We start from the raw sequence: 16,572 nt of genomic DNA, 5'->3' as shown, positions 1-16,572 counted from the left end.
CGGATCCCCCTCAAGTCCGCCGATCCGGCCCCGAAAACTGGGGACCCGGACGGTACCTCTACAAGAATGACAAGCTTTGCGGGCCCGGCTATAGGGCTGAAAGTCCCCTGCGAGCGCTCGCAGTACTGTTCCCCGCGGTCCGCGGCAGTGAGCCCGCATTCAGCCGAGCCGCGCCGGGAGTGAGCGGGCGTGGGAGGAAAGGTTGCGAGACGTGAGCGGGCGTGGGGAGAAAGGTTGCCAAAGGTGAGCGGGCGTCGGAAGAGGGGCGGCACGCTTGACGAGTTCCGGCACGCCAACATATCCTGAACGAACGGTCGGTAAATAATTCCGCACGTCCCAGAAGGTCTTTGCATAGGAGCAACCATGGCAGCGCAGAACTTGCAGTCAGTGCCGGTCGAGCTAACGGCTGGAACCAGCGAAACAGCAGATGCGGCAGGCCAGGCCCACTTCGACCGGATCATCGCCGAGGACTCGCGCATCGAGCCCCGCGACTGGATGCCCGCCGCCTACCGCAAGACCCTCCTGCGCCAAGTGAGCCAGCACGCGCACTCGGAGATCATCGGCATGCAGCCGGAGGCCAACTGGATCTCCCGCGCCCCCAGCCTGAAGCGCAAAGCCATCCTCATGGCCAAGGTCCAGGATGAGGCCGGCCACGGGCTCTACCTCTACTCGGCCGCCGAAACGCTGGGCCAGTCCCGGGACAAGATGATGGACGACCTCATCGCCGGCAAGGCCCGCTACTCCAGCATCTTCAACTACCCCGCGCTCACCTGGGCGGACATGGGTGCCATCGGCTGGCTGGTGGACGGCGCAGCCATCTGCAACCAGGTCCCGCTGTGCCGGGCCTCGTACGGCCCCTACGGCCGGGCCATGGTCCGCATCTGCAAGGAGGAGTCGTTCCACCAGCGCCAGGGCTTCGAGATCCTCCTGGAGCTCTCCAACGGCACGCCTGCCCAGAAGCAGATGGCCCAGGACGCCGTGAACCGCTGGTACGCCCCGGCCCTGATGATGTTCGGCCCGCCGGACGACGATTCGCCCAACTCCAAGCAGTCCATGGCCTGGAACATCAAGCGGTTCAGCAATGACGAGCTCCGCAGCCGGTTCGTCGGCATGATGGTGGAGCAGGTCCGGGTCCTGGGCCTCACCCTCCCGGATGACCAGGTCCGCTTCAACGAGGACACCAAAAAGTGGGAGCACGGCCCCCTGGACTGGCACGAGTTCCAGGAAGTCCTGGCCGGCCGCGGTCCCTGCAACGCCCAGCGCCTTGAGCGGCGGAGGGCTGCGCACGACGACGGCGCCTGGGTTAGGGAGGCAGCCGCCGCGTATGCGGACAAGCAGCGAGCAAAACAGTCAGCAAAGATGCAGAAGGAAAACGCAGCATGAGCCCACACGGCAACCCCGAAACCCCGGCCAGCTCGGCCACCGAGATCAACCGCGAAGCCCCCAAGGCCAGCCCCAAGGTAGAGGCAGCCCCTGCAACGGACGTCAACCACCACGACCGCTCCACCTGGGGCCTCTGGGAGGTCTTCGTCCGGTCCAGCCGCGGCCTGAGCCACGTCCACGCCGGCTCCCTGCACGCACCGGACGCCGCCATGGCCCTCCGCAATGCCCGCGACCTCTACACCCGCCGCAACGAGGGCGTCTCCATCTGGGTGGTCCCGGCCGACGCCATCGCCGCCAGCGACCCCGACTCCAAGGGCTCCTTCTTCGAAAGCCCGCAGGGCAAGGACTACCGGCACGCCACGTACTACACCAAGAGCGAGGGAGTGAAGCACCTGTGATCCCCACCGGCTCCCACAGCTCGCAAGCTCGCAGCGGGTCCCTCGCCGGCGTGGCCCCTGGCACGGATTCCGCAACCCGCATCACCCCCGGCAACGCCCTCCGCCCGGAGGACATTGCCCTGGAGGTCAAGACCGGCCTGGCCAAGCCCAGCGAGGACATCGCGGAGTATGCACTGAGGCTGGGCGACGACGCCCTCATCCTCGCGCAGCGCCTGGGCCACTGGATCTCCCGCGCCCCGGAGCTGGAGGAGGACATCGCCCTGGGCAACATCGCCCTGGACCAGCTGGGCCACGCCCGCAGCTTCCTCACCTACGCCGGCGCCGGGATGCCCAACGAGGACGGCACGGCCAAGACCGAGGATGACCTGGCCTACTTCCGCCGCGAACACGAGTTCCGCAGCGTCCAGCTGTTCGAGCAGCCCAACGGCGACTTCGCGGCCACCATCGCCCGCCAGTTCGTGGTGAGCTACTACCAGTACGAGCTCTACCGCCGCCTCACCGAATCCACGGACGCCACCCTGGCTGCCATCGCCGCCAAGGCAGTGAAGGAAGTGGACTACCACCGCGACCACAGCGCCCAGTGGATCCTGCGCCTGGCCGGCGGCACCGAGGAATCGCGCACCAGGATGATCCACGGCCTGCGCCTCATGTGGCCGTACGTCACCGAACTGTTCCAGGACGACGAACTGACCGAAAAGCTCGCCGAGGCCGGTGCCGCCGTCGCGCCTTCCAGCCTGAGGGAGGACTTTGATCGCCTGGTCGCGGACGTCCTCAAGGAAGCCGAGCTGGAGGTTCCGGACGTGCCCCCGGCCCCGGGCGGCGGCCGGCAGGGCCGGCACTCGGAGTACCTGGGCTACATCCTCGCGGAGATGCAGGTGCTGGCCCGCGAGCATCCCGGGGCAAGCTGGTGACGGTCGTGGACATCTACGTCAGCGACTTCGAGGCAAAGCGTGCGACGCCGGCAGCACCGTCGGGGGAGAAGCGCGCCTGGGACATCGCGGCCACCGTGGTGGACCCGGAGATCCCGGTGCTCACCATCGCGGACCTGGGGATCCTGCGGGACGTGCAGGTGACGGAGACCGGGACTGTGAAAGTCACCATCACCCCCACGTACTCGGGCTGCCCGGCGATGGACGCCATCCGCGACGACCTCTACACCGCCTTCGCCAAGGAGGGCTACCAGGACGTGCACGTGGACCTGGTCCTCTCCCCGGCGTGGACCACTGATTGGATGACCGAGGCCGGCAAGCAGAAGCTGCAGGAGTACGGCATCGCCCCGCCCAGCGGCAACTCCCGGGCAGGCGGCCACTCCGGCCCCATCCGGCTGAGCCTGGCCGTGAAGTGCCCGCAGTGCAACAGCCTCAACACCAAGGAACTCACCCGCTTCGGTTCCACGTCCTGCAAGGCGCTGTATGTGTGCCAGGACTGCAAGGAACCGTTCGACTACTTCAAAGTCCTGTAAGGAAGCCCCCCATGCCTGTTGTCCGCCAGACCGCCGCCGAAGAGGCTGAGGTGACCGGCCGCCGTCGTCCGTCCTTCCACACCCTGGCCGTGAAGGAGGTGCGCCGGCTCACTGATGACGCCATCGAGGTCGCCTTCCATGTGCCGGCAGAGCTCGCCGGCAAGTTCGACTACCTGCCCGGCCAGTACGTGGCCCTGCGCACCACGCTGCCGGATGAGACCGGCGAGCCGAAGGAAATCCGCCGCAGCTACTCCATCTGCGCAGAGCCGCGCAGCTTCGCGGACGGCACCAGCGAGATCCGCGTGGCCATCAAGAAGGACCTGGGCGGCCTGTTCTCCACGTGGGCCAATGCTGAGCTGAAGGCGGGGGACACCCTGGACGTGATGAGCCCCATGGGCGCGTTCGTGTCCAAGCACGGCCGGGACGGGCAGGCCGTGGAGCAGAACGTCATGAATTCGATGAACCACCCAGAGGAACTGGCGGGGGAGCCGGGGAACTTTGTGGCCATCGCGGCGGGGTCCGGGATCACCCCGGTGATCGCTATCGCCCGGACGCTGCTGGCCGCCAACCCGGACACCCGGTTCGACCTGATCTACGCCAACAAGGCTGCCATGGACGTGATGTTCCTGGAGGAACTGGCGGACCTGAAGGACAAGTACCCGCAGCGGCTGGCCATCCACCACGTGTTGAGCCGTGAGCAGCGGATCGCGCCGCTGCTCTCCGGACGGATCGACGCGGAGAAGCTGCAGCAGCTGCTGGGCACCGCCCTGCACGCGGACGATGTGGACGAGTGGTTCCTGTGCGGGCCGTTCGAGCTGGTGCAGCTGTGCCGGGACACCCTGGCCGAGCGCGGGGTGAAGCCGGAGCACGTCCGGTTCGAGCTGTTCACCTCCGGCAAGCCGGACCGTCCGGAGGGGCAGGCCGGCCGTCCCGTGATCGTGGACGAGTCCAAGGAGACGTACAAGATCACGTTCAAGCTGGACGGCCTGCAGGGCGAGGTGGCCAGCCCCACGCACGCCCGCGAGTCGATCCTGAACGCGGCGCTGCGGGTGCGCCCGGACGTGCCGTTCGCGTGCGCCGGGGGAGTGTGCGGCACGTGCCGGGCCAAGGTGGTCACCGGCAGCGTGGCCATGGACGAGAACTATGCGCTGGAGCAGGATGAGCTGGACAAGGGCTACGTCCTGACCTGCCAGAGCCACCCCACCAGCAAGGAAGTCACGGTCGACTTCGACGTCTAAGTTGTTACTCACTAAAGGAGCCCCATGATTTCCCTTTCCATCAGCAACGGTGTTGCAGAAGTCGTCCTGGACGCACCCCACAAGCTGAACTCGCTGGATGAGCAGGCGCTGCGGGATTTAGCACAGGCGTACGACGACGCTGCTGCCGCCGCCTCACGCGGTGAGGTGCGGGCACTGCTGCTGAGGGGAGAGGGCCGCGCCTTCTGCGCGGGCCGGGACATATCGGGGGTCACCCCGGAGAGCGACGACGCCGCCGCCTACCTGGGCGGGCTGGTGGAGCCGCTGCTGAAGAAGATGGCTTCTTTTCCCGCCCCCACCTTTGCCGCGGCGCAGGGCGCGTGCCTGGGCGTGGGGCTGGGGCTGCTGCTGGCCACGGACGTGGTGTACGTGGCGGAGAACGCCAAGTTCGGCTCGCCGTTCGCCAAGCTGGGGGCCACGCTGGATTCGGGCGGCCACTGGTACTTCACCGAGCGGCTGGGCATGCACCGGACACTGGACCTGATCTACACCGCTGACCTGATCTCGGGTGCCGAGGCCGTGGCGCAGGGGATGTTCAGCCGCGCCATGCCGCCCGCCGAGCTGCTGGACTCCACGCGGGAGATTGTCTCGCGGGTTGCTGCCGGCGCCACGGGCGCCTTTGTTGCCTCGAAGGAGCTCGTGGGGCACATCCGCGACCAGCGGCTGGGCCTGTGGCAGGCCATGCAGGAGGAGAACGAGGAGCAGGCGCGACTCTGCAAAACCGACGATTACGCAGAGGGTTTCCGGGCCTTCCAGGAGAAGCGCGAGCCGAAGTTCACGGGCGGTCAATTGCCTTTGTCTGCCGCTGATTTGTAAGGTTCAGCTATGACTAAGCGGAAAGCTATTACCAAAGCCGTCATTCCTGCCGCCGGATTGGGAACACGCTTCCTGCCCGCCACCAAGGCAATGCCGAAGGAGATGTTGCCGGTAGTTGATCGTCCCGCCATCCAGTATGTGGTGGAGGAAGCGGTGAATGCAGGCCTCACGGACCTGCTGATGATCACGGGCCGCAACAAGCGCGCCCTGGAGGACCACTTCGACCGCGAGCCCGGCCTGGAGGCTGCGCTGGAGGCCAAGGGCGACAAGGACAAGCTGGGTCTGGTGGAGTATGCCTCCCACCTGGGCCCCATCCACTATGTCCGCCAGGGCGAGGCGAAGGGACTGGGCCACGCTGTTCTCTGTGCCCAGCAGCACGTGGGTGACGAGCCGTTCGCCGTCCTGCTGGGCGATGACCTCATCGACGAGGCAGAGACCCTGCTGAATACCATGATGGAGGTGCAGCAGAAGACGGGCGGTTCGGTGATCGCGCTGATCGAGGTTGATCCGTCGCAGATCAGTGCCTACGGCTGCGCAGACATCACTGCTGTGGACGGCGAGGACTACGTCCGCGTCAACAGCCTGGTGGAGAAACCGGCCGTCGGCGAGGCTCCATCCAACCTGGCCGTCATTGGTCGCTACGTGCTGCACCACTCCGTGTTCGGCGTCCTGGAGAACACGGAGCCGGGCCGCGGTAACGAGATCCAGCTGACGGACGCCCTGCAGACCCTCGCCGCGGGCGAGGGCGAAGGCTCCGGCGTGTATGGCGTGGTCTTCAAGGGCCGCCGCTACGACACCGGCGACAAGCTCAGCTACCTCAAGGCCGTCATCACGCTTGCATCCGAGCGGGTTGAGTTCGGTGAGGACCTGAAAACCTGGATGAAGAACTTCGTCGGGTAGTCCCGATCTGCTATTGCTTCTTGGAGGCCCGTTGCCGGAAGGCAGCGGGCCTCTTCCGTGTCCGGAATGCCAAGGCCGCCGGAAGGGCGCCTATGACAGCCCCTGACGTGTTTGTCACGATGTCTGACGGGCTTGCAAAGCGGTCATGAAGAAACAGGAGCTGTCCCAGTTCGATACAGCCGGAAATCAGTAGTCCGAATGCTCCGATTTGCCACCAGTATTTTTCCGGAAATGCCAAACTGCCTACGAAGCCGACCGGTACGAATAGGACAACGTTGGCGGTGGCTTCTACGAACTGGTAGTTAAACCGGCCGGGGAAGCCGTGGCGATGAAGAAATTGCAGCGTCGCTGAAAGTTCTCCTGAAACAGGCTTGTCGACCGGCGACGGCCAAAATGCAACGAACGCCAGGGGTATGAGCATGGCTATCAGGATTGCGCGCCACAGGCGATGGTTCTGGAGAAGTCTCAAAGGGATCTCAGGAGGCCCGTAGAAGGGCTAACGCGGCGGTCCCGAGGGCTGATGCAGCCAGGAGCGCAAGAAGCACGTAGTGCAGCACCTGGGGCCGGGGGAGCGGGATGGAAAAGACGTACTCTCGTGGTGCTTTGCGCCAGTGTCTCCCCATACTTCAAATAGATACCACACACAAAGCAAAAGGTGGGTGCTTCTCCGATTCCGGAGAAGCACCCACCTTTGTGCCTGGTCGGCTAGTACTAAGCAGAAGCTTCCGACTTGTTGCGTCGAACCAGGATGACGCCTGCTGCACCCAAGCCAAGAGCACCAACGCCAGCCGCACCACACAGAAGCAGGCTGGCATCAGCACCGGTGTTGGCTAGTCCACTGCCGGTGTTGGCCAAAGGAGCGCCGGCAGCGTTGCCACCGGTGTTGGCCAGCGAAGCTGCCACGGTAACCGTGACGGGGCCAACGGTGACGCCAGAGGTCTCGCCGGTAGCCGTCAGGCTGTAGGTGCCGGCTTCGTTGATAGCGATCGGCAAAGCGAATGCGCCCTGCGCGTCAGCAGTGGTCGTCAAGGTCTGTGCTTCCGCCACAACGTTGATGCGAGCGGCAACCGCACGGCTACCTGCGATGTTGGCGCCGTTGGAGGCAGGAGCCTGTCCGGGCGTTACGCGGATGATCAGTCGTTCGCCGGCGAGGAAGCCCTGGCCGCGGAAGACGAAAGTTTCGCCCGGGCCAACTACTCCATCGGATACCGCGGCCTGCGGCGGAAGTGGCGGGTAAGTGGCGGCCATGGCCGGCGCTGAGCCGAGCAGTGCGATTGAACCTGCCAGCGCAAGTGCTGAGAGTATTTTTTTCATTGATGTCCCCCCGGAGACGTTATTTTGATGTAATCCGTTTTGAGGAGGTTTCCTCCCTGCAAGAGACCATTTGCAGAATTACGGACATATATCCCAAAAGCACGCTACCATCTCCTCAAGCCGACGGGCAACGTCTGTCAAGTTCCTTTACAGGGTTTATCCTGCGCATGAAGTTTTTACGGTGGGCAGCAGCACTTCCTTAACGTCTTGGACGGTGGGTGTGACAACGACCGAGGGCTCAGCTTGCTGCACTACCTTTACGAAGGTCATCTCAATTTCCGACGTTTGCCCGGGCTCCAACCTTGCCGCAACGATTCCAACAGGTCGGTCGTTGTGTAAGTGTGATCCAAAGCTGACCTTCGCATTGTCCTGAAGAGCGGTATCCAGATGAGACAAGGCCGGGCCATAGACTGTGACATTGGTTTGAATGGAGCCCCGAGGAGTGCCGAAGCGTCCATCACCAGTGACGGCCACCGGCAGTGCCTTTGTCGCGTCCAAGGGTGCCGTGTTCGTCATGGCGATTTTGACTTTGTACGCGGCATAGTCACCATCGGTACAGACAGACTCCAGCCGCACAGTCTTCCTCACGTAGTAATCCATTTTGGCGCCGGTTCCGTCGTTGAAGTAGACGCCGAAGGCAGCACCACCAGCTGTGAGACCGGAGACTGCGCCCCCCACGGAGGTTTTTTCCAACACGTCCTCTTCTTCTTTCTGGCTACTCCAAACAAGGAGCCTGTGCTCGTCAACGCTGGTCGCCAGAGCCCCAAGAAATTGGTCAGGTGGGATTTTTCCTGAAGCTAGGAGGCTGAAAACTTCCTTTGAAACGGAAGCGAAATAGGCGTCTTGCAGCTCGTTTGACTCGGTAGCGAAATACACGTCCGAAAGGAGTGCCTTCACAACGTTGCTGTCCGTCAATACATGGGGGAGACGTTGGTCCAGCTCGGGACTAACACTTGGAATAGCAACGGGGCCGGACGCCTTGAGTATGTGTGACAGGACTACAGGGTCAAGTGCAATGACGCCGTCTAATCGTGTCCCGTGCCGGATCTCCCACATTTCCTTTGCAGCCTTTGCGGCTGTGGGAAAATCCGGCGTCAGGTTGACGTCGCTGATATAACTGCCCAAGCGTTTGGTGTACATCGCGGTTTGAGCAGGATCGACGTCCACGGCCGGGGAAAATTTCCCAAGAGCCGCACCACTCGACTGATCATCCAGACTCACCGTTCCATTTTCCAGCCGCAGCACTGCCAGAGCCCCGGGGAGTCCACCTGTGGCCCGCACTTCTGCATTGTTTTGAATTAGCACCAGATAGTGCCGGGTCCCATCAGACCCCATCATCTTGGGGAGGAGCGCTGATGCGTCGGCGGCAATGTTGAGTGACCGTCTGAGATCACTCAAAGAGCTCTTCGCGGCGGCGAGGGGCTGGGCCACCTCGGGCAAGAGGCCAGCATCTTCGATGGCCGACAGCCGCTCGTAGGTCAGATCGACGGTGTTAGCCGCCGCAACGATGCTCGGAGAGGACTCGGCAAGCGCCTCCAAGTCAAACTTCCCCTGGACTGGTTTTAAGGCCTTCCAGTCGAGAGTGTCATAAACGGGCAGCAGCGGTTGCGCAGCCCCCTCGACGACGTCGTCGGCGGACAGCACCAGTTCTGAAACAACCGAGAAGTTTCTTCCGATTCCGGGAACCGAGCCTGCTGCCTTCCATACTGGATCGGTCGCCGCGGAACGAGCTTTCTGGATGTGGGCCTGAATTTGGACCAATGTTGCGCGGGCCGCCGCCTCATCGTGAGCAAGGAGCTCATCCTTGAGTTGGGGGACAACATTAGTGAGAGTGCCTAGTTCGCCTCTTATTTCCATGGCGCGGTGGAAAAGCCAACCTCCGACAGCAGCCGTGACGAGTATGACTCCACCGACGATTGCTGCGGTTCGGAGCAGAATAAGACGGACACGCCCCTTTGGGCTCCCCATTAGTGGCGGAGCCTCCGAAGATGTGGACTTGTGAAGTTCCCGCGCCCGTCCCGATAAGTTCTCTCGACTGCCGGCGGGCACTATGCTCCCTGTCCGCGGCCGCTGGTGAAGCGGGTGGCTTCACGTGCACTTCCATGCAGAATTTCATCGGTGAAGACGTCGTCCGAATCCTCGCTGGACTTGTAATTCACGTTTGCCGATGGCTTTATCGTGGGCCTGGGGGACGTGCTGTAGCTGTAAGAGTTATAGGCATAGGCGTCGGGGCCCTTGAGTGGCAGACGGTTCAGGACAACACCTAGGAGGTCGGCCTGGACCATTTCGAGCGCCGCGAAAGATTTCTCCAGATCCCCGGTTCGAACCTTTTGAGTGCCGACGACAACCACCACTCCACCAACCTGCTGTGCCAGAACCGCCGCATCAGTGACAGGGAGAAGGGGCGGTGCGTCGATGATCACAGTGTCAAAGACGCTTTCCAGCCTGATGATGAGTTGCTTCATCTTCTCGGACCCCAGCAACTCGCTGGGGTTTGGCGGTATTTGTCCGGATGCCAGAACGTAAAGTTTGCCGTCGCCCCAGGATTGCAGCAAGTCGTCGACATCGGCTTTGCCAATTAATGCCGTCGTTAGTCCCGCGTTTCGTTCGAGGCCCAGGTATTCGGCGATCATCGGCCGTCGCAGGTCCGCATCCACCAAAGCGACAGACTGTCCTGCTTGTGCCATGGCAATCGCAAGGTTCGTAGCAGTAGTGCTTTTGCCCTCTCCAGGGACCGAGGAAGTTACGAGGAGGGTTTTGGATTCATGACTGACATGCGCGAACTGGAGGTTCGTCCTCAGCTGGCGAAAGGATTCGGCGCGTGGGCTTTGGTGAGCCGCCTGGGTAAGCAGGGGCTTCTTTATGGCATCCGCATCGAAGCTGATACCACCGAGTACGGCAGAATTCGTTACCCGGCGCAGGTCTGCCTCGCCGCGGATTCGCGTGTCAAGAAGTGCCCGGAGCACAGCAAGGCCAATTCCGGTCGCCAACCCGGCGAGGAGGCCAACGATCAAATTCATTTGGACGTTAGGCGAGTAGGGTGAGGCCGGGGCCGTGGCGGGGGTCACTATCGACAGCTTGACTGGCGAAGCTCCTCCATTGGAGGGCTTCTCCAAATCATCAACGGCAGCAATCAAGCTACGGCTGACCGATTGGGCTATCGCAGCAGCTTGCACGGGTGACTCGTTTTGAACCGAAATGCTGATGAGAACAGTATTGATGTCTGATGTCGCTACAATTTTTTGCGCCAAGGACTGCGGGGTCGTCTTCAGATCCAAGCTGTCGATGACCGGTTGCAGGACTGTCGGCGTGGTCACTGTCTTCACATAGGACTGCACCCTGGCCTGGCTAAAAACATTGCCCTGCTGAAGCTCAGAAACCGATCCGGAATTCTGCAATGCGACGAAGAGTTTGGTCTCGGACCTATAACTCGGCTTCATGAGCAAGGACACCGCACCTGCCCCCAAGATGCCGATCAGCGAGCATGCGACGACCAGAATCCAGTTTCGCCGGATGATGCGCAAGTAATCCTTAAGCTCCAAAACCGAAGCCCCTTCCGGGTGACGTTCGAGGGGAAATTTCCCTCATCGTACCCGCTTCCACGACTCGAAAACCGACGAGGGGCACATGACAGAGCAAGTGGACCACCAGAGCTCCGAGCACTTTCTTGCCAGCTTCGTTATTGCTTGTCACAAACTGTAAACACCCGGTCGCCGTGATTGTCGTCGTCCGCGACTAGTCCAGAAGGTGCTTTAATAGGCGGGGATCGGACGGAGTTGGGCCGGCCTCAAAGGCCAGTCATCTGAAGGATGACATGACCAATCATCGCGTGCGAAGTTTAATTTTGGGGGAAACAAGTCAAGTGGGATTAGAAGGCCGGCTGCGAAATCGCACCCCAGATGTTGGCCGGGCCGCCCGGTGGGCATCTCGAGTTGTTCAGTACTCGATCGATGCTGAAGCCTGGATCGTTGCCGTTACATTCGCTGTTCTGTTCCGATTCGATTTTGTGGCCGAGCCAGTGAACTGGCTCTCTGTAGGCATACTGGCTGTGCTCGGTATCGTTCTCCAGGCTGGAGTAGGGTGGCGTCTGGCTCTCTACCGGGGGCGGCACCAGCATGGAGCGTTTGATGAGGCACAAACGCTTTTGTTCACAGTGGTCACAGTCGCTTCGGTGTTGTTCGTGGTCAACCTGGTCTTCCTCAGGGCACCCGGCTTGCCGCGCAGCACTGCTTTGGTGGCGTTGCCCGTTGCTTTCGTGTTGATGGGCGGAAGCCGGTATCTCCGCAGGCTCTTCGCCGAACGCAGAGTCCGTCCCTTGGACTCTGCCGAGAGTGTACTGATTTACGGGGCAGGCCAGACCGGCGCCTATCTCCTACGGAGAATGCTGAGCGATCCAGCTTCTCCATACAGGCCCGTCGGATTTGTTGACGACGACCCGGAAAAACGGAACCTGCGCTTGTCACAGGTCCCAGTTATGGGCAATGGGGCCGAGCTGGAGGCATTGGCGCATAGCACCGGAGCTACCGCTATGGTCCTGTGCGTAGCCCGGGCGGATGCAGAGTTCATACGGAGGATCTCAGACGCAGCCGATAAGGCAGGCCTGCGATTGATGGTAATGCCGCTTCTTTCAGAAATACTGGAGGACGGTATGCGGCTGGCGGACCTGAGGGACGTGGCCATCGAGGACATTATTGGGCGCCGGCCTGTTGACACCGAGATCGCATCGATTGCTGACTATGTTGCTGGCAAGCGCGTCCTTGTCACAGGTGCTGGCGGATCCATTGGCTCTGAGCTGTGCCGCCAACTGTCAAAGTATGCCCCGCAGGAGCTCATCATGTTGGATCGTGATGAAACCGGGCTGCATGGCGTTCAGATGATGCTCTCCGGACACGGACTGTTGAACAGCAGCGACGTGGTCCTGGCTGACATCCGGGATAAGGGAGCCATCCGCGCTATCTTCGACAGCAGAAAGCCTCAGGTGGTATTCCACGCGGCAGCACTTAAGCATCTGCCCATGTTGGAGCAGTACCCCGAAGAAGCCTGGAAGACGAATGTGCTGGGCACGCTTAGTGTGTTGCAGGCTTCCGAGCGCGTTGCCGTTGAGACGTTCGTCAATATTTCGACGGATAAGGCAGCAAATCCGACAAGTGTGCTGGGGCACTCGAAGCGGCTTGCCGAAAGACTTACCGCTTGGGCGGCCGAGAGAACCGGAAGGTCCTACGTGTCAGTCCGTTTCGGTAATGTGATCGGAAGCCGCGGTTCAATGCTCCCGACATTTATTGCCCAGATCGAGTCCGGCGGACCGGTAACCGTGACGGACCCCGACGTCACGAGATACTTCATGACGATTCCAGAAGCTTGCCAACTGGTGATTCAGGCGGGTGCGATTGGTCGTCCGGGGGAGGCGCTGATCCTGGACATGGGACGGCCAGTTAAGATTTTGGACGTTGCAAAACGGATGATTTCCATGTCTGGCAGGACAATCGACATCGTATTCACGGGTCTCCGGCCTGGTGAAAAGCTTCATGAAGAGCTATTCGGGCAGGAGGAACACGGTGAGCGGCCCTTTCACGACAAGGTGACGCACACCGCTGTCCCGCCGCTGGATCCGGCGGATCTCGACGGCCACCTTTGGCACGCTTCCGTGAACCGGGCCTCAAACCCGCCCAAACCGTACCTTGCTACCTCATTAGGCAGCAGAAATGACTGACCGGATTTACATGTCAGCTCCTGATGTGGGCGAGCTGGAGGAAAAATACATCCTTGAGGCGCTCCATTCGGGCTGGATTGCACCCTTGGGACCGGACGTTGACCGGTTTGAACAGGAAATGTCACAGCGTGTAGGTCGAAGCCACGCCGTTGCGCTGAGCTCCGGTACGGCTGCACTCCACCTTGCACTTCTAGCCCGGGGGGTGGGGCCAGGTGATGTCGTCCTTACATCCACCATGACGTTTGCCGCCACCGCGAACGCGGTCACTTACACAGGGGCAGAGCCGTTCTTCATCGACTGTCTGCCCGAGTCCGGAAACATGGATCCGAGCCTGTTGGAAGACGCTTTGCGAACACTCACCGCTGCCGGTGAACGGGTTGGAGCTATTGTTCCCGTCGACCTTCTGGGAAAAGCCGTCAACTACACAGCGATCAGCGACATTGCCCTGCAATACGGAGTTCCGCTGATAGCCGATGCAGCGGAGTCGCTCGGCGCATTGCACGCCGGTAAGCCTGCTGGTGCTTGGGGGGACGTTGCCGTGTTCTCCTTCAATGGCAACAAGATCATGACCACTTCAGGTGGTGGCATGTTGCTGACCGATGACGGCCAGCTGGCCTCTCGCGTCCGGTACCTGGCAACCCAGGCACGGCAGCCCGTGGTGCACTACGAGCATGAAGACATTGGCTACAACTACAGGCTGAGCAATCTGTTGGCCGCCCTGGGGCGAGCTCAACTGCTCCGGCTTGACGAGATGATCTCAAGCCGCCGGTTGCATCGCCAGTATTACAAAAGGCTATTCAATGATGTTCCCGGAGTGGCAGTCTTCGGCGGCGAATCGGATGAAGACGACAATTGTTGGCTAACTTCCATACTTGTCGACGAGCAAGATTCCGGGTTTAGCCCAGCAGAACTTAGCTCGGCATTGGCGCGTCAAAACATCGAGAGCCGGCCGTTGTGGAAGCCCATGCATCTGCAGCCCGTGTTCCGTCAGGCGCGGCATCTTGTAAACGGGACTTCGGAGCGTCTTTTTGAAACTGGACTAACACTGCCCAGCGGATCCGCGATGTCCTTGTCTTCGCTTGAACTGGTGGAATCAACCGTAATGAAATTTCTGGGGAGCAGGGTATGAACCTTATTCCGTCTAGCTGGGCAGTCCTTAATGGGAAAGGGAATATTCGATGATAGAAACCTCGAACGGTTACGAGGGGAAGCGCATCCTCGTGACTGGTGGTACAGGCTCCTTCGGCCACATAGTAACCAAGAAGCTGCTGTCGAGGGGCGTTGAAGAGATCCGCATTCTTAGCCGCGACGAAGCCAAGCAGGATCTTATGCGTCACGAAATGGGTGATGCCCGCCTGCGCTTCTACGTGGGGGACATTCGCGACTACCAGAGCGTCGAGCGGGCTGTTCGGGACGTTGATTTTGTATTCCACGCGGCTGCCCTCAAACAAGTGCCGTCTTGTGAGTTTTTCCCGGTAGAAGCCATGAAGACGAATATTGTTGGCAGTGAGAACGTGGTTCGCGCCTCAGACCAGGCGGGTGTGAAATCCGTGGTCTGCCTGAGTACTGATAAAGCGGTCTACCCGGTGAACGCCATGGGCATGAGCAAGGCGATGATGGAGAAGGTGGCCCAGTCTCACGGGCTGAACAACCCGAATGCGGAAACCACCGTTTCCTGCGTGCGGTACGGCAATGTCATGTATTCACGAGGTTCAGTCATACCCCTATTCATCAATCAGATCAAGGCGGGCAAGGATCTTACTGTCACGAACCCTGACATGACCCGGTTCATGATGTCCCTCGCCGATTCGGTGGACTTGGTGGAGTTTGCCTTCCACAATGCGCATCAGGGTGACCTCTTCATCCGGAAAGCACGGGCATGCACAGTGGGAGACCTTGCACAGGCAACTGTCAACCTTTTCCGGTCCAACTCCAACATCAACGTCATAGGCACCAGACACGCAGAGAAGCTATCTGAGGCGCTTGCTACTCGCGAGGAACTTTCTCGCGCCCAGGATATGGGCGAGTACTTTCGAATTCAGGCAGATAAACGGGACCTGAACTACAGCATTTATTTTGAGCAAGGAGATCCTGTCCAGGCCAGATACTCCGATTACGACTCCCACACGGTGGAGCGGATGACAGTGGCTGAGGTTGAAGATCTTCTGCTTACGCTCCCGGAAGTTCGGCAAGAGCTTGCGTCTGCCGGGCTCGCAGGGGACAAAGAGTTCCTCCGCAAATGAATGCAATCGCGCTGACTGGCGCTAACGGGTTTGTTGGGTGGCACACGAGGGCTGCGATGTATGGCATGCGGCCAAGTCGATCGTTCTCAGTGGGCGATGACTTCCAAATCGACGCCGCGTCTTCCGCCATAGACGGCGCTCACCGGCTAGTGCATATTGCCGGTGTGAATCGTGGAACCGATGAAGAAGTGCGCGACGGCAACCTGCGCTTTGCGGTGCAGGTTGCAGAGGCGTTGGCCAGGAGCGAGAACCCTCCGGCAACCGTTGTCTTTGCCAACTCCACCCAGGCAGGTAACGGGAGTGTCTATGGTGAAGCCAAACGCAAAGCGTCCGACGTTCTGCAGGCAGCAAGCGAAAAAGCGGGCGTGCAGTTTCAGGACGTACTTCTTCCCAACTTGTTTGGCGAGCATGGACGGCCGTTTTACAACGCTGTCTCCGCCACTTTCAGCCATCTCCTGTCGCGGGGGGAGCAACCGACGGTAGAAAATGACAAGGAGCTCTGCCTGCTCCATGTGCAGGATGCCGCTGACATCCTGATCGGAGCGGTTGGTCCTGATGAATCCGAGTCTCTCCAGGTCCGGGAGTCGGTAAAGGGCCTGTTGAAGCGACTGACCGCGATTGCCCAGGCGTACAGCCGAGGCGACATCCCAGATATCCGCAGCAAGTTCGATCGTGACCTCTTCAATACGTACCGCTCCTATACCTTTCCGGCGCAAGCCCCGCTACCCCTGCAACGCCACGCCGATGCCCGCGGTTCCTTCTTTGAAATTCTGAGGACCCATGGAGGGCCAGGGCAGTCGTCGTTCTCTACAACTGAACCGGGCATCAGCCGCGGGGACCATTTCCACCGGCGGAAGATCGAGCGCTTCACAGTGCTCGCCGGGACCGCCACTATTTCCCTTCGAAAGATGTTCACCAACGAAGTTCACGAGTTCCAGGTGACAGGTGAACGTCCGGTAGCTGTGGACATGCCTACGATGTGGACACATAAAATCACCAACACCGGAACCGACACCCTTTACACCTCCTTTTGGACTAACGAAATCTTCGACCCAACAGCACCTGACACGATTCCGGAGCCCGTGTAAGC

15 protein-coding genes are annotated in these 16,572 nt (G+C 60.9%); 11 read left to right on the top strand and 4 right to left on the bottom strand.

Features of this window, described 5'->3' with window-relative positions:
• Positions 1–363 precede the first annotated feature (363 nt).
• Genes paaA through galU form a run of 7 tightly spaced genes read left to right on the top strand, consistent with a single transcriptional unit; the run spans position 364 to position 6,215 of the window.
• Positions 364–1,383 carry a 1,2-phenylacetyl-CoA epoxidase subunit PaaA gene (gene paaA / locus LFT46_RS15790; protein WP_236820323.1) on the top strand — a complete coding sequence of 340 codons (1,020 nt, stop codon included), beginning with the start codon at positions 364–366 and terminating at the stop codon, positions 1,381–1,383.
• A complete protein-coding gene (gene paaB / locus LFT46_RS15785; RefSeq protein WP_236820322.1) occupies positions 1,380–1,781 on the top strand; it encodes a 1,2-phenylacetyl-CoA epoxidase subunit PaaB in 402 nt (133 codons plus the stop codon). The genes paaA and paaB overlap by 4 nt, the downstream gene beginning before the upstream one ends.
• Positions 1,782–1,831: 50 nt before the next feature.
• Positions 1,832–2,692, top strand: coding sequence for a 1,2-phenylacetyl-CoA epoxidase subunit PaaC (gene paaC / locus LFT46_RS15780; protein ID WP_236822061.1), 861 nt, complete (start codon positions 1,832–1,834; stop codon positions 2,690–2,692).
• Between the two features lie 11 nt (positions 2,693–2,703).
• Positions 2,704–3,243, top strand: a complete 540-nt coding sequence (paaD, locus tag LFT46_RS15775) for a 1,2-phenylacetyl-CoA epoxidase subunit PaaD (protein WP_272910842.1) — start codon at positions 2,704–2,706, stop codon at positions 3,241–3,243.
• An 11-nt stretch (positions 3,244–3,254) separates the two neighbouring features.
• The gene (gene paaE / locus LFT46_RS15770; RefSeq protein WP_236820321.1) at positions 3,255–4,481 is read left to right on the top strand and encodes a 1,2-phenylacetyl-CoA epoxidase subunit PaaE; all 1,227 of its coding nucleotides are present in this window, start codon (positions 3,255–3,257) and stop codon (positions 4,479–4,481) included.
• A 24-nt stretch (positions 4,482–4,505) separates the two neighbouring features.
• Positions 4,506–5,315 carry an enoyl-CoA hydratase/isomerase family protein gene (locus LFT46_RS15765; RefSeq protein ID WP_236820320.1) on the top strand — a complete coding sequence of 270 codons (810 nt, stop codon included), beginning with the start codon at positions 4,506–4,508 and terminating at the stop codon, positions 5,313–5,315.
• A gap of 9 nt (positions 5,316–5,324) precedes the next feature.
• Complete coding sequence (gene galU / locus LFT46_RS15760; RefSeq protein WP_236820319.1) at positions 5,325–6,215, top strand: UTP--glucose-1-phosphate uridylyltransferase GalU; 891 nt, start codon at positions 5,325–5,327, stop codon at positions 6,213–6,215.
• A gap of 10 nt (positions 6,216–6,225) precedes the next feature.
• Here galU and LFT46_RS15755 read toward each other — a convergent pair whose 3' ends face one another.
• The 4 genes from LFT46_RS15755 to LFT46_RS15740 all read right to left on the bottom strand — a co-directional run bounded on the left by LFT46_RS15755 (position 6,226) and on the right by LFT46_RS15740 (position 11,071).
• A complete protein-coding gene (locus LFT46_RS15755) occupies positions 6,226–6,636 on the bottom strand; it encodes a VanZ family protein (RefSeq protein ID WP_236820318.1) in 411 nt (136 codons plus the stop codon).
• A 290-nt stretch (positions 6,637–6,926) separates the two neighbouring features.
• A complete protein-coding gene (locus LFT46_RS15750) occupies positions 6,927–7,529 on the bottom strand; it encodes a peptidase (protein ID WP_236820317.1) in 603 nt (200 codons plus the stop codon).
• Between the two features lie 156 nt (positions 7,530–7,685).
• The gene (locus LFT46_RS15745; protein WP_236820316.1) at positions 7,686–9,497 is read right to left on the bottom strand and encodes a DUF4012 domain-containing protein; all 1,812 of its coding nucleotides are present in this window, start codon (positions 9,495–9,497) and stop codon (positions 7,686–7,688) included.
• A gap of 80 nt (positions 9,498–9,577) precedes the next feature.
• Positions 9,578–11,071 carry a polysaccharide biosynthesis tyrosine autokinase gene (locus tag LFT46_RS15740; protein WP_236820315.1) on the bottom strand — a complete coding sequence of 498 codons (1,494 nt, stop codon included), beginning with the start codon at positions 11,069–11,071 and terminating at the stop codon, positions 9,578–9,580.
• A 272-nt stretch (positions 11,072–11,343) separates the two neighbouring features.
• On the opposite strand from LFT46_RS15740, the gene LFT46_RS15735 reads away from it, so the two are divergent.
• The 4 genes from LFT46_RS15735 to LFT46_RS15720 are packed head-to-tail and all read left to right on the top strand — an operon-like array spanning position 11,344 to position 16,570.
• Positions 11,344–13,239 (top strand): polysaccharide biosynthesis protein, encoded by a 1,896-nt coding sequence (locus LFT46_RS15735; RefSeq protein ID WP_236820314.1) that lies wholly within the window; start codon positions 11,344–11,346, stop codon positions 13,237–13,239.
• The gene (locus LFT46_RS15730; RefSeq protein ID WP_236820313.1) at positions 13,232–14,368 is read left to right on the top strand and encodes a DegT/DnrJ/EryC1/StrS family aminotransferase; all 1,137 of its coding nucleotides are present in this window, start codon (positions 13,232–13,234) and stop codon (positions 14,366–14,368) included. The genes LFT46_RS15735 and LFT46_RS15730 overlap by 8 nt, the downstream gene beginning before the upstream one ends.
• A 49-nt stretch (positions 14,369–14,417) precedes the next feature.
• A complete protein-coding gene (locus LFT46_RS15725) occupies positions 14,418–15,482 on the top strand; it encodes a polysaccharide biosynthesis protein (protein WP_236820312.1) in 1,065 nt (354 codons plus the stop codon).
• On the top strand, positions 15,479–16,570 hold the full coding sequence (locus tag LFT46_RS15720; RefSeq protein ID WP_236820311.1) for a polysaccharide biosynthesis C-terminal domain-containing protein: 1,092 nt from the start codon (positions 15,479–15,481) through the stop codon (positions 16,568–16,570). The genes LFT46_RS15725 and LFT46_RS15720 overlap by 4 nt, the downstream gene beginning before the upstream one ends.
• Positions 16,571–16,572 lie beyond the last annotated feature (2 nt).

The sequence above is a fragment of the Arthrobacter sp. FW306-07-I genome (assembly GCF_021800405.1).
GTDB lineage: Bacteria > Actinomycetota > Actinomycetes > Actinomycetales > Micrococcaceae > Arthrobacter.
Note: the sequence above shows the minus strand (reverse complement) of the source record. Positions and strands in the feature narration are given on the sequence as shown.